The sequence below is a fragment of the Pseudomonas sp. BC42 genome (assembly GCF_021560055.1).
In the GTDB taxonomy this organism is placed as follows: domain Bacteria; phylum Pseudomonadota; class Gammaproteobacteria; order Pseudomonadales; family Pseudomonadaceae; genus Aquipseudomonas.
In genome coordinates this window covers 6,693,100-6,708,487 of record NZ_CP091067.1, presented here as the reverse complement: position 1 = coordinate 6,708,487, position 15,388 = coordinate 6,693,100, and the positions used below count along the sequence as shown (strand labels likewise).

Here is a 15,388-nt window from a genome sequence, read left to right as displayed (position 1 = left end):
TCCTGCAGTAGGAGCCGGCTGGCCGGCGCAGCGTTTCAGATCAATCCGGTTTCATCATCGTTGATCAACCGGCTCAAGCCACCCAGCGCCACCCGCGCCTGGGTCCGATCCATCAGCTTGGCCTGGGCCGCCGCCGGCAGATCGGTGACGCGAATCACGCCCTTGCTGGTCAGCACCTGAATCAGGTCGTCCAGCACCCGGATCATCTCCAGGTCGCTCTGCTTGAGCTGCTTGAGACTGACCTCAACCGCTTCGTTGGCGAACCAGGTCTGGATCTCGAGGTGATCGGCAGGCAGCGTCTCGGTAGCCTCGGCGTAAGCGGCGGCTTCCACGCGAATCAGCTGACCTTGCGCATCGCGTTGCACGTAGAACATGGCAAATCCCTCAGGCTTTTTATTCGGCGTCCGGCGCTCGGCGACATAGGCCAACGCCACATCCAGCGCGTGAGTATGCGGTGCGGCGCGACAATCGTCACGGCGCAGGTTGTCCGCCAACAGCCGGCAACCACCCGCAAGGGGTGGCTGCCGGGAGCCCATCAGCTGTTGTTGTGATCGATCTTGATGGTCGGGTCGCTACCGGCGATCAACGAATTGATGTTGGCGTTGGACCAGTTGTTGCCTTCCAGCTTGATCGTCACGTCGGCGTTGGCCAGGCCTCCGGCCGCGTTGAGCTTGCCTTCGGAGCTGACCTGCAGGGTCGAGACCCCGTCCACGGTGGTGATCTTGAGGAAGTTGTCGATGGTGCTGGCGCTCTCGCCCTGCAGCAGATCCCGCAGGTCGATACGGTCACCTTCGCTGGCCTTGAAGTCCTTGATCACGTCGTTGCCGGTATCGCCGGCCTTCCAGACGAAGGTATCGGCCCCCGAACCGCCAATCAGGATGTCATTGCCCTTGCCACCGATGAGGGTGTCGTTACCGGTGCCACCCAGCAGGATGTCATTGCCCCGGCCACCGTCCAGGAAGTCGTTGCCGCCCTGGCCGAAGAGAATGTCATTGCCATCGCCACCCAGCAGGGTGTCGTTGCCGTCATGGCTGCCAGACACATCGAACTCGGTGTAGTGCTCGGTGATGTACTGGTGCACGTTGCTGGTGCTGACCTGGCTCACATCGACCCCGGTCTGCTTGGCCACGTAGGCCTGCATGGCCTGGTAGCCCTCGCCGGCGACGCCGTTGAAGCTCACCAGGTCGCCGAACAGGATGTCGTTGCCGTTGCCGCCGCTGACGGTGTCGGCGCCGGGCATGGTGGCTTCGGTGTGGCCGATGATCGAGTTGGCCAGGTCGTTCGGGTCGATGTTGGTCTGCGGCTTGCCGTCGCTGTCGTAAGGCTTCAGGTCGTTGAGGCTGACGTCGTTGTTCAGGCCGATGGCTTCCACCTGGGACAGCTTGCTCAGCAGTACGAAGCCCTCATTGGAGTTGTTGATGCTGGCCGAGTTGGTGGTGCTGCCATTACCGGCCAGGGTGGACAGCTCATAGGTGCCGTCGCCCTGGGCGTGCAGGGTGCCCAGGGTCGCGCTGTTCCAGCCGCTGCCCCACCAGTTGCTGCTGTAGGTCTGCAGGACCACGGTGCCGTTGGCGTTCACGGTCAGGGCGTGGGTGTTGTCGATGTAGGTGCTGAAGGTGTCCCCCAGTTTGTAGTTGCTGGTGGTCACCACATCGTCGAGGCGCACGTTGCCGTACAGCGTCGGGTTGGTCTGCTCGCCGGTCTGGTAGTAGGTCGGCTTACCGTCGGTGATGAAGTAGGTCAGGTTGGTGGCATTGGTGTTGCTGGTGGCCAGGCTGCTCTGGAAGAAGTTGGCCGTGGTCTTGAACACGTCTTCGTAGTTGGTACCACCGCCGGAGCTCATCGAATCCAGCACGGCCTTGAGCTGGGCCAGGGCGTTCGGATCGTTGAGGTTCACCGATACCGACTTGTTGACCTGGGAGTCGAAGTCGGCCAGGAAGATGTTCACGGTGCCCGAGCCGGCGCCGCCGATGCTGTTCTTCAGGGTATTGAAGACGGCGGTCAGGGAGTTCTTGGCCGCGGCGATGGAGCTGCCCATGCTGCCCGAGCTGTCCACCATGAAGGCGATGTTGTAGTTGGTGCCCGGGACCACGGTCAGGCCGCCGATGTCGGCGACCACGATGTCGTTGCCGTCGGTGCCGGTGACGGTATCGTCGCCGGAGGTGGCGACCACGGCGTTGTAGGTGGCCGGGTAGACCTTGACCGGGATCTGCGCCGTGGAGCTGGCAGAACCGCCCAGGGACTCGGTGGAGGTCGAGGTCACGTTGAGGTTGAACGAGCCGTTGTAGTAAGGCGGCGGCGTGACGGTCAGGTTGCCCAGGTTCCAGCCGGTGACGTTGGCTTCGCCGGAGCTCGCGGTGGCGGTGAAGGTATGCCCGGCACCATCGCTGAGCACGGAGCCTGCAGGAATGCCGCTGATCTTCACGCTCAGGGTTTCCGAACCGTCGGTATCGGTCAGCCCGGTGCTGATCTTCGACAGATGCACGCTGCCGCCTTCGCCGCCTTCGTTGAGCTTGTAGCCGTCGTAGTAACCCTCGCCGTTGGTGCCGTGCAGGTCGGACACCGAAACCCCGGCGTTGGTCAGGTCAGTGACGCCGGTGTACAGCGGCACACCGGCATTGCTCAGGTCCACCGCCGTTGCGCCGTTGACCGACAGGTTGACGTCGTAGCTGCCCGGGCCGCTCTGGTTGTGGTGGTAGATATCGATGGTGTAGTAGCCGCTGGTGGTCGGGGTGAAGGTACCGTTGAGGTTACCGCCCGCGCCCCAGGTAGTGCTGGCCACGTTCTTGCCGCCGATGGTCACCAACAGGCTGTCGTCGCCGGTGCCGGAGAAGGTGTAGGACTTGCCGGCTTCCAGGTAGATCAGGCCGGAGGTCTTCGACGCAGTGCCCGGGGTGATGTTGCCGTCGGACTGGACATTGGTCGCCAGGCTGCTGCTGTTTGGCGTGCCGGCGGCGTCGATCACCGATTTCAGGGTGCTGGCGGACGCGCCGCTGCCGTCGGTGCCCAGGCCGCTGAGGCCGGTCCAGACTTCCTTGAGCAGGCCCACCGAGTTCACGTTGTTGCCGGCCACGCTCAGGGTCGGCGCATCGGCCACAGGGGTGATGTCGACCGTGACCGTACCGGTGCTGCCGAGGGCCTGGCCATCGGTTGGCTGGAATTTGATCTGGGCGTAATCGGCCTGTTGGTTGCCCACGCCGCTGCCGCCGTAGCCGTTGGTGCCGGATTCGTTGGCGTCCGGGGTGAAGCGCAGCTTGCCGGCATCGATATCGGCCTTGCTGATGGTCTGGTTGTTGGCCACGTCCTTCCAGGTCGAACCGTCCAGGTACTGCAGTTTGCCGTCACTTGGCAGCTGGGTGATCTTCACTCCCAGGCTGGACGCCGGGCTGTCGACGTCGCTGACGCCGAAGTTCGACCAGGTCAGGGCCAGCGGGGTGTCTTCGCTGCCGGTCACGGCGCCGCCGGTGGCGGTTGGCGCGTCGTTGACCGCCACCACGTTGACCGTGGTGGTGGCGACGTTGGAGTAGTTGCCACCGTCGGTCACGGTCACGGTGATGGTCCGTGGCGTGGTGCTCGGATCTTCACTGTTGTTGGTGAAGGTGATGTTCTTGATCTGCTGCATGTAGTCGGCCAGCGTCGCGTTGCCCGACAGGGTCAGGGTGATCGAACCGTCCTTGCTGTTGGCATTGATGTTGATGCCGTTGACGCTGTTGCCCAGGTTCAGCGAGTCCCCTGGCTGACGGTTGGTCAGCACGATGGTCGCGCCGGTGAGCATGGTGCTGTCCGGATCGGTGATGCTCAGGTCGGTGTCGGCGATCGACACGCCAGGGCCCGCGGTGCCTTCGGTGAAGGTGACCTTGTAGTCGGCCCCGGTGGCGCCGCTGGAGTTGTTGGCGTCCAGGTCGATGACCGGTGGAGCATCGTTGTCGATGATCGAGGTGGTGACGCTGTTGTTGCTGCCCACCACCAGGTTCTCGAAGTTGCCACCGGTGGCCGAGTCGATCTTGACCACGAAGTTTTCCGTCCCTTCGGTGATCTTGTCGTCAATGGTGGCGACGTTGAAGGTGGCGCTGCTGGCGCCGGCCGGAATCTTCACGGTGTACACGCCGCTGAAGTCCGAGCCGTCGGTGGCGGTGCCGCTGTAGCTGATCTTCAGGGTGACTTCGGTCTGTGCCGGGTGGGTCAGGCTCACGGTGTAGCTGGCGGTCTGGCCTTCAGTGACCGAGGTGCTGCCGGTGATGCCCACCGAGGTGGTATCCACGGTGTCGGTCACGTTGGTTACCGCTGGGGTGGTGTCCGGCACCAGTTTCTCGAAGTTGCCTCCGGTGGCGCTGGTGATCGAGGCATTGACCTTGCCGGCGTCGATATAGACGTCGTCTGCCGGTGCCGCGACGGTGACGGTACCGGTGGTTTTGCCGGCGGCGATGTTGATCACCGCACCATTGGACAGGGTCACGGTGACCGGCGTACCGGCGGCGTTGGTCAGGGTGGCGGTGTAGATGATCGAGCCGCCTTCGGCCACGGTGCCGGTGGCGCTGAGGCTGACGCTGGTGGTGTCGACGGTGTCGGTCACGGTGGTGCTGACTGGCGATTTATCCGCCACCAGGTTCTCGTAGTTGCCGCCGCTGACATTGGTGATGGAGTTGGTCAGCGGGGTGTGACCGACCAGTACATCGTTAGGCGCAGTGATGCTTACCGAGCCGGTGGTTTCACCGACCGGGATGGTGATTTTTTCACCATTGGCCAGGGTCACCACGACCGGCGAGCCAGTCACTGGAGCGGTGACGGTAGCGGTGTAGGTGACATTGCCGCCTTCGGCCGCCGAAGGCGTGGCCTTCAGCGTGACGGTGGAGTTGTCGATGGTGTCGGTGACATCCGTGACGGCTGGCGTGGTGCTTGGTACCAGCTTCTCGAAGTTGCCGCCTTCAGCCTTGGTGATGGTGGCTTCGACCTTGCCGGCGTCTTTATAGACGTCATCAGCCGGAGCCGCGACGGTAGCGGTGCCCGAAGTAGCACCGGCAGCGATGGTGATCACTGCGCCGTTGCTCAGCGTTACGGTCACCGGCGTGCCAGCAGCGTTAGTGAGGGTCGCGGTGTAAACGATCGAACCGCCTTCCGCTACCGAAGGTGTAGCCGCCAGGGACAGATTGGTGGTGTCAACGGTATCGGTCACGGTGGTGCTGACTGGCGATTTATCCGCCACCAGGTTCTCGTAGTTGCCGCCGCTGACATTGGTGATGGAGTTGGTCAGTGGGGTATGACCGACCAGCACATCGTTAGGCGCAGTGATGCTTACCGAGCCGGTGGTTTCACCGACCGGGATGGTGATCTTCTCGCCATTGGCTAGGGTCACGATTACCGGCGAGCCGGTCACTGGAGCTGTGACAGTCGCGGTGTAGGTGACGTTGCCACCTTCGGCCGCCGAAGGCGTGGCCTTCAGCGTGACGGTGGAGTTGTCGATGGTGTCGGTGACGTCAGTCACTGCTGGCGTGGTGCTTGGCACCAGTTTTTCGAAGTTGCCGCCTTCGGCCTTGGTGATGGTGGCTTCGACTTTGCCGGCGTCCTTGTACACATCATCAGCTGGCGCAGCCACGGTCACGGTACCGCTGGTTGCCCCGGCGGCGATGGTGATCACCGCGCCGTTGCTCAGCGTTACGGTGACCGGAGTCCCGGCAGCATTGCTCAGGGTCGCGGTGTAAACGATCGAACCGCCTTCCGCTACCGAAGGTGTAGCCGCCAAGGACAGATTGGTGGTGTCGACGGTGTCGGTCACGGTGGTGCTGACCGGGGTCTTGTCGGCCACCAGGTTCTCGTAGTTGCCGCCGCTGACATTGGTGATGGAGTTGGTCAATGGGGTATGACCGACCAGCACATCGTTAGGCGCAGTGATGCTTACCGAACCGGTGGTTTCACCCACTGGAATGGTGATTTTTTCACCATTGGCCAGGGTCACCACGACTGGCGAGCCAGTCACTGGTGCGGTGACGGTAGCGGTGTAGGTAACGTTGCCGCCTTCGGCCGCCGAAGGCGTGGCCTTCAGCGTGACGGTGGAGTTGTCGATGGTGTCGGTGACGTCAGTCACTGCTGGCGTAGTGCTTGGTACCAGCTTCTCGAAGTTGCCGCCTTCAGCCTTGGTGATGGTCGCTTCGACCTTGCCGGCGTCCTTGTACACGTCATCAGCTGGCGCTGCCACGGTCACGGTACCGCTGGTTGCCCCGGCGGCGATGGTGATTACCGCGCCGTTGCTCAGCGTTACGGTCACCGGCGTGCCAGCGGCGTTAGTGAGGGTCGCGGTGTAAACGATCGAACCGCCTTCCGCTACCGAAGGTGTAGCCGCCAAGGACAGATTGGTGGTGTCGATGGTATCGGTCACGGTGGTGCTGACCGGGGTCTTGTCGGCCACCAGGTTCTCGTAGTTGCCACCGCTGACATCGGTGATGGAGTTGGTCAGCGGTGTGTGGCCGACCAGCACATCGTTTGGTGCGCTGATGCTCACCGAGCCCGTGGTTTCACCAACAGGGATGGTGATTTTTTCACCATTGGCCAGGGTCACCACGACCGGCGAGCCAGTCACTGGAGCGGTGACGGTAGCGGTGTAGGTGACGTTGCCACCTTCGGCCGCCGAAGGCGTGGCCTTCAGCGTGACGGTGGAGTTGTCGATGGTGTCGGTGACATCCGTGACGGCTGGCGTGGTGCTTGGTACCAGCTTCTCGAAGTTGCCGCCTTCGGCCTTGGTGATGGTGGCTTCGACCTTGCCTGCGTCCTTGTACACGTCATCGGCTGGCGCGGCGACGGTCACCTTCCCGGAAGTGGCGCCTGCGGCAATGGTAATTACTGCCCCGTTGGACAAGGTCACGGTCACTGGCGTACCGGCAGCATTGCTCAGGGTCGCTGTGTAGGTGATCTGGCCACCTTCGGCGACAGTGCCGGTGGCGCTGAGGCTGAGGTTTGTGGTGTCGACGGTATCGGTCACGGTGGTGCTGACCGGGGTCTTGTCGGCCACCAGGTTCTCGTAGTTGCCGCCGCTGACATTGGTGATGGAGTTGGTCAGTGGGGTATGACCGACCAGCACATCGTTAGGCGCAGTGATGCTTACCGAGCCGGTGGTTTCACCCACTGGAATGGTGATTTTTTCACCATTGGCCAGGGTCACCACGACTGGCGAGCCGGTCACTGGAGCGGTGACGGTAGCGGTGTAGGTGACGTTGCCGCCTTCGGCCGCCGAAGGTGTGGCCTTCAGCGTAACGGTGGAGTTGTCGATGGTGTCGGTGACGTCAGTCACTGCTGGCGTGGTGCTTGGTACCAGCTTCTCGAAGTTGCCACCTTCAGCCTTGGTGATGGTCGCTTCGACCTTGCCGGCGTCCTTGTACACGTCATCAGCTGGGGCTGCGACGGTAGCGGTACCTGAAGTGGCGCCCGCTGCAATGGTAATTACCGCACCGTTGCTCAAGGTCACGGTGACCGGTGTACCTGCGGCATTGCTCAGCGTGGCGGTGTAAACAATCGAGCCACCCTCGGCTACCGAAGGTGTGGCACTGAGGCTGAGGTTTGTGGTGTCGACGGTATCGGTCACGGTGGTGCTGACCGGGGTCTTATCGGCCACCAGGTTTTCGTAGTTGCCGCCGCTGACATCGGTGATGGAGTTGGTCAGCGGTGTGTGGCCAACCAGCACATCGTTCGGTGCGCTGATGCTCACCGAGCCCGTGGTTTCACCAACAGGGATGGTGATTTTTTCACCATTGGCCAGGGTCACCACGACCGGCGAGCCAGTCACTGGAGCGGTGACGGTAGCGGTGTAGGTGACATTGCCGCCTTCGGCCGCCGAAGGCGTGGCTTTCAGCGACACGGTGGAGGTATCGATGGTATCCGTGACGTCCGTGATGGCTGGAGTCGGATTGGTCTCCAGGTGTTCGAAGTTGCCGCCCTCTGCCTTGGTAATGGTGGCTTCGACTTTGCCGGCGTCCTTGTAGACGTCATCGGCCGGAGCCGCGACGGTAGCAGTGCCGGAAGTGGCGCCGGCAGCGATAGTAATTACCGCACCGTTGCTCAGGGTCACGGTGACCGGAGTACCAGCAGCATTGCTCAGGGTCGCGGTGTAAACAATCGAGCCACCCTCGGCCACGGAATCGGTGGCAGTGAGGCTCAGAGTGGTGGTGTCTGGTGTATCAGTAACCGAGGTTTCAGCCGGCTTGTCGTTGATCTCCAGCTTCTCGTAGTTGCCACCGTCAGCCTTGGTGATGGTGGTGCTCAGGGAGCTACCGCCAGCCAGAGCATCATTTGGCGCGGTGAAATTCACCGTGCCGGAGGATTCACCGACAGGAATGGTGATGGTCTGTCCGTTGGACAAGGTCACCACAACTGGCGAACCGGTCACAGGTGCAGATACCGAAGCGGTGTAAACCACGATGCCGCCTTCAGCCACGCTCGGCGTGGCCGTCAACGAAACGGTGCTGGTATCGATAGTGTCGGTGACATCGGTAACCGCTGGAGCTGGATTGGTGACCAGGTTCTCGAAGTTGCCACCGTCGGCTTTGGTGATGGTGACTTCAACCTTGCCGGCGTCCTTATAGACGTCATCGGCCGGGGCCGCGACGGTGGCCGTACCCGAGGTAGCACCTGCAGCGATAGTAATCACCGCACCGTTGCTCAGAGTTACGGTGACCGGAGTGCCAGCAGCGTTGGTCAGCGTAGCGGTGTAAACAATGGAACCGCCTTCAGCCACGGTATCGGTGGCCGTTACGCTCAGAGTGGTGGTGTCTGGTGTATCGGTAACCGAGGTTTCAGCTGGCTTGTCATTGATCTCCAGCTTCTCGTAGTTACCGCCGTCCGCTTTGGTAATGGTGGTGCTCAGGGAGCTACCGCCAGCCAGGGCATCGTTGGGTGCAGTGAAATTCACGGTGCCGGAAGACTCGCCAACCGGGATGGTGATGGTCTGTCCGTTGGACAGGGTCACCACAACTGGCGAACCGGTCACAGGTGCCGAGACCGAAGCGGTGTAAACCACGATGCCGCCTTCGGCGACGCTCGGCGTAGCGGTCAGGCTGACAGTCGACGTATCGATAGTGTCAGTGACGTCAGTGACGGCTGGAGTCGGATTGGTCTCCAGGTGTTCGAAGTTGCCGCCTTCAGCTTTAGTGATGGTGGCTTCGACCTTGCCGGCGTCTTTGTAGACGTCATCGGCTGGGGCTGCGACGGTAGCGGTACCGGAAGTAGCGCCCGCGGCGATGGTGATTACCGCACCGTTGCTCAGGGTCACGGTGACCGGAGTACCAGCGGCGTTGCTCAAGGTGGCGGTGTAGACGATGGAGCCACCCTCGGCCACGGAATCGGTGGCAGTGAGGCTCAGAGTGGTGGTGTCTGGTGTATCAGTAACCGAGGTTTCAGCCGGCTTGTCGTTGATTTCCAGCTTCTCGTAGTTACCACCGTCCGCTTTGGTAATGGTGGTGCTCAGCGAGCTACCGCCAGCCAGGGCGTCGTTTGGCGCGGTGAAGTTCACAGTGCCGGAAGACTCGCCAACCGGAATGGTGATGGTTTGACCGTTGGACAAGGTCACCACAACCGGCGAACCAGTCACAGGTGCCGAGACCGAAGCGGTGTACACGACGATGCCGCCTTCGGCGACGCTCGGTGTGGCCGTCAACGAAACGGTGCTGGTGTCGATGGTGTCGGTGACGTCAGTGACGGCTGGAGTCGTGCTTGGCACCAGGTTTTCGAAATTGCCACCGTCAGCCTTGGTGATGGTGGCTTCGACTTTGCCGGCGTCCTTGTACACGTCATCAGCTGGCGCAGCCACGGTCACGGTACCGCTGGTTGCCCCGGCGGCGATGGTGATCACTGCGCCGTTGCTCAGCGTTACGGTGACCGGAGTCCCGGCAGCATTGCTCAGGGTCGCGGTGTAAACGATCGAACCGCCTTCCGCTACCGAAGGTGTAGCCGCCAAGGACAGATTGGTGGTGTCGACGGTGTCGGTCACTGTGGTGCTGACCGGAGTCTTGTCGGCCACCAGGTTCTCGTAGTTGCCGCCGCTGACATCGGTGATGGAGTTGGTCAGCGGTGTATGGCCAACCAGCACATCATTTGGTGCGCTGATGCTCACCGAGCCCGTGGTTTCACCGACCGGGATGGTGATTTTTTCACCATTGGCCAGGGTCACGACTACCGGCGATCCGGTCACCGGAGCGGTGACAGTCGCGGTGTAAGTGACGTTGCCACCTTCGGCCGCCGAAGGCGTGGCTTTCAGCGTGACGGTGGAGTTGTCGATGGTGTCGGTGACGTCAGTCACGGCTGGAGCAGGGTTGGTGACCAGGTTTTCGAAGTTGCCGCCTTCAGCCTTGGTGATGGTGGCTTCAACTTTGCCGGCGTCCTTGTACACGTCATCGGCGGGTGCTGCGACGGTGACGGTGCCAGTGGTCTTGCCTGCTTCAATAGTGATCACTGCACCGTTGCTCAGGGTCACGGTGACCGGCGTGCCGGCAGCGTTGGTCAGGGTTGCGGTGTAAGTGATCTGGCCGCCTTCGGCCACGGAGCCAGTGGCGCCAAGGCTGAGGTTGGTGGTGTCTACGGTATCGGTCACGCTGGTTTCAGCGGGCTTATCGCTGAACTCCAGCTTCTCGTAATTGCCGCCTTCTACCTTGGTGATGGTGGTGCTCAAGGAGCTGCCGCCAGCCAGGGCATCGTTAGGCGCCGTGACATTGACCGTCCCGGAAGATTCACCCACCGGGATGGTGATGGTCTGACCGTTGGCCAGGGTCACTACGACAGGCGAACCGGTCACAGGTGCAGATACCGAAGCGGTGTAAACGACAATGCCGCCTTCGGTCACGCTCGGTGTGGCAGTCAGGCTGACAGTCGACGTATCGATGGTGTCAGTGACGTCTGTCACGGCTGGAGCTGGATTGGTCTCCAGGTTCTCGAAGTTGCCGCCATCGGCTTTGGTGATGGTGACTTCAATTTTGCCGGCGTCCTTGTAGACATCATCAGCAGGTGCAGCAACGGTGACGGATCCAGTGGTTTTACCGGCTTCAATGGTGATGACTGCACCGTTGGACAGGGTCACGTTGACCGGAGTGCCGGCAGCATTGGTCAGCGTCGCGGTGTAAACAATCGAGCCACCCTCGGCCACGGTATCGGTGGCCGTTACGCTCAGAGTGGTGGTGTCTGGTGTATCGGTAACCGAGGTTTCAGCTGGCTTGTCGTTGATCTCCAGCTTCTCGTAATTACCGCCGTCTGCTTTGGTAATGGTGGTGCTCAGTGAGCTACCGCCAGCCAGGGCATCATTTGGCGCGGTGAAGTTCACCGTGCCGGAGGATTCACCGACAGGAATGGTGATGGTTTGGCCATTGGACAGGGTCACTACGACCGGGGAGCCGGTGACTGGTGCAGACACCGAAGCGGTGTAAACGACAATGCCGCCTTCGGCCACGCTCGGGGTGGCAGTCAGGCTGACAGTCGACGTATCGATGGTGTCAGTGACGTCAGTCACGGCTGGAGCTGGATTGGTGACCAGGTTCTCGAAGTTGCCACCGTCGGCTTTGGTGATGGTGACTTCAACCTTGCCGGCGTCCTTGTAGACGTCATCAGCAGGTGCAGCAACGGTGACGGATCCAGTGGTTTTACCGGCTTCAATGGTGATGACTGCACCGTTGGACAGGGTCACGTTGACCGGAGTGCCGGCAGCGTTGGTCAGTGTGGCGGTGTAAACAATCGAGCCACCCTCGGCCACGGTATCGGTGGCCGTTACGCTCAGAGTGGTGGTGTCTGGTGTATCAGTAACCGAGGTCTCAGCTGGCTTGTCGTTGATCTCCAGCTTCTCGTAGTTACCGCCGTCCGCTTTGGTAATGGTGGTGCTCAGGGAGCTACCGCCAGCCAGGGCATCGTTGGGTGCAGTGAAATTCACGGTGCCGGAAGACTCGCCAACCGGGATGGTGATGGTCTGTCCGTTGGACAGGGTCACCACAACTGGCGAACCGGTCACAGGTGCCGAGACCGAAGCGGTGTAAACCACGATGCCGCCTTCGGCGACGCTCGGCGTAGCGGTCAGGCTGACAGTCGACGTATCGATGGTGTCAGTGACGTCAGTCACGGCTGGAGCTGGATTGGTGACCAGGTTCTCGAAGTTGCCGCCATCGGCTTTGGTGATGGTGACTTCGACCTTGCCGGCGTCTTTATAGACGTCATCAGCTGGAGCCGCGACGGTAGCAGTGCCCGAAGTGGCGCCGGCAGCGATGGTGATTACCGCACCGTTGCTCAATGTCACGGTGACAGGAGTGCCAGCGGCATTGGTCAGCGTCGCGGTGTAAACAATCGACCCGCCCTCTGCCACGGTATCGGTGGCCGTTACGCTCAGAGTGGTGGTGTCTGGTGTATCAGTAACCGAGGTTTCAGCCGGCTTGTCGTTGATCTCCAGCTTCTCGTAGTTACCGCCGTCCGCTTTGGTGATGGTGGTACTCAGTGAGCTACCACCAGCCAGTGCATCGTTTGGCGCGGTGAAGTTCACGGTGCCGGAAGACTCGCCAACCGGGATGGTGATGGTCTGGCCATTGGACAGGGTCACCACAACTGGCGAACCAGTCACTGGCGCAGACACAGACGCGGTATATACGACGATGCCGCCTTCGGCGACGCTCGGTGTGGCTGTCAACGAAACGGTGCTGGTATCGATGGTGTCAGTGACGTCAGTCACAGCTGGAGCAGGGTTGGTCTCCAGGTTCTCGAAGTTGCCACCGTCGGCTTTGGTGATGGTGACTTCGACCTTGCCGGCGTCTTTATAGACGTCATCAGCAGGTGCAGCAACGGTGACGGATCCAGTGGTTTTACCGGCTTCAATGGTGATGACTGCACCGTTGGACAGGGTCACGTTGACAGGAGTGCCAGCGGCATTGGTCAGCGTAGCGGTGTAAACAATCGACCCGCCCTCTGCCACGGTATCGGTGGCCGTTACGCTCAGAGTGGTGGTGTCCGGCGTATCGGTAACGCTGGTTTCGGCTGGCTTGTCATTGATCTCCAGCTTCTCGTAGTTACCACCGTCTGTTTTGGTAATGGTGGTGCTCAAGGAGCTACCGCCAGCCAGAGCATCGTTAGGCGCGGTGAAGTTCACAGTGCCGGAGGATTCGCCGACTGGAATGGTGATGGTCTGTCCGTTGGACAAGGTCACCACAACTGGCGAACCGGTGACTGGTGCGGACACGGAGGCGGTGTAAACGACAATGCCGCCTTCAGCGACGCTCGGCGTAGCGGTCAGGCTGACAGTCGACGTGTCGATGGTGTCAGTGACGTCAGTCACGGCTGGAGCAGGGTTGGTCTCCAGGTTCTCGAAGTTGCCACCTTCAGCCTTGGTGATGGTGACTTCAACCTTGCCGGCGTCTTTATAGACGTCATCAGCTGGAGCCGCGACGGTCGCAGTGCCCGAAGTGGCGCCGGCAGCGATAGTAATCACCGCACCGTTGCTCAGGGTCACGGTGACCGGAGTGCCAGCAGCGTTGGTCAGCGTAGCGGTGTAAACAATGGAACCGCCCTCAGCCACGGTATCGGTGGCCGTTACGCTCAGAGTGGTGGTGTCTGGTGTATCGGTAACCGAGGTTTCAGCTGGCTTGTCGTTGATCTCCAGCTTTTCGTAGTTACCACCGTCAGCCTTGGTAATGGTGGTGCTCAGGGAACTACCGCCAGCCAGTGCATCGTTAGGCGCGGTGAAGTTGACGGTGCCGGAGGATTCACCGACAGGAATGGTGATGGTTTGGCCATTGGACAGGGTCACTACGACCGGGGAGCCGGTGACTGGTGCAGACACCGAAGCGGTGTAAACGACAATGCCGCCTTCGGCCACGCTCGGCGTGGCAGTCAGGCTGACAGTCGACGTATCGATAGTGTCAGTAACATCGGTAACCGCAGGAGCTGGATCGGTGACCAGGTTCTCGAAGTTGCCACCCTCTGTCTTGGTGATGGTGACTTCGACCTTGCCGGCATCCTTGTAAACGTCATCAGCTGGAGCCGCGACGGTAGCGGTACCGGAAGTAGCGCCTGCGGCGATGGTGATCACCGCGCCATTGGACAGGGTGACGGTCAGCGGCGTACCGGCCGGATTGGTCAGGGTCGCGGTATAGACGATGGAACCGCCCTCGGCCACGGTGCTGGTGGCCGACAGGCTCAGGCCGGTGTCGTCGATGGTGTCGGTGACCGTGGTGACGGCTTTATCGGTGCTTGGCTGCAGGTTCTCGAAGTTGCCGCCTTCGGCTTTGGTTATGCCGACTTCGATGGTGCTGCCGTTCTTGTAGACGTCATTGGCCGGGGCCGCTACGTCGACCGAGCCGCTGGACTTGCCCGCTTCAATGGTGATCACCGCGCCGTTGGACAGGGTGATGGTCACTGGTGTCTGCGCCGGATTGGTCAGGTTGGCGGTGTAGGTGATCTGCCCGCCTTCGGAGACGCTGGCATCGGCGGTCAGGGTGACGGTGGTGGTGTCGATGGTGTCGGTGATCTGAGTCACCGCCGGAGTGGGGTCAACCGTAACCAGCAGGCCGCTGCCGCCGGTGGTGCCGGTGACGCTCACACTGATCTGGCCGGGATCGATGTAGACGTTGTCCTGGGGCGCCAGAGGGACTTGCACGCTGCCAGTGGTCTGGCCAGCGCTGATCACGATGACCGCGCCATTGGACAGGGTCACGGTCAGGTCGGTCAGCGGAGCCTGGGTCAGGGTGGCGGTGTACACCAGCACGCCACCGGCCTCGGTGATGGTCGGAGTGGCGCCCAGGGTCAGGGTTGCCGGACGCAGCGAATCACTGCCGCTGCCATTGGTGGTGGCCAGGCCGTTGTTGGTCAGTCCGCCAAGGTTGTTGTCCACGGCCGAAGTGGCTTGACCCAGGCCGGCGGTCGGGAAGCCGATGGTCGGGTCTACCCGGCCTGCGGTTTCTTCCAGCTGGACGAAGCTGTGGCCGCCGCCCGCGGCGCCTCCGGTGCCGGCAGCGGTCGGGCCAGCGGCAGTGGCTTCCAGATCGGTGGTCGGGTCGGCGCCGGCGGCGATCGCCTGCTGCAGTTCTGCCACCGAGGGGGCGGCTTGTGCGCTTGCCTGGGCCAGGTCGGTGCCGGAATCCGGCGCGGCGCCGCTCCACTGAGTGTCACGGCCAAGATCGAGTGTGCGCCCGTCGGTCAATTCCAGGGTGACCGCACCGGCCGGACCGGTATCGACCTGGTCACCCACGAACAGGCGGTCGCCTTCGATGAGTACGCGCCGGATTCCTTCCGGGGAAACTACGAAAACCTGACCGACAATGCTTTTGACGATGGCAACAACACTGCTCATTGGGGACTCTCCGATGTACCGCTTAGTCGACTTCCATGTACCGGCTTGGGCGCGGGCCGCAACTCAGTCAGGAGGCACATTGCTGTGTAATTG

2 protein-coding genes are annotated in these 15,388 nt (G+C 61.7%); both read right to left on the bottom strand.

Annotated elements, in window-relative coordinates:
- Window positions 1–35: 35 nt before the first annotated feature.
- Window positions 36–374, bottom strand: coding sequence for a hypothetical protein (locus L1O02_RS30275; RefSeq protein ID WP_016962584.1), 339 nt, complete (start codon window positions 372–374; stop codon window positions 36–38).
- 161 nt (window positions 375–535) lie between these two features.
- The gene (locus tag L1O02_RS30270) at window positions 536–15,295 is read right to left on the bottom strand and encodes a retention module-containing protein (RefSeq protein ID WP_235759304.1); all 14,760 of its coding nucleotides are present in this window, start codon (window positions 15,293–15,295) and stop codon (window positions 536–538) included.
- Window positions 15,296–15,388 lie beyond the last annotated feature (93 nt).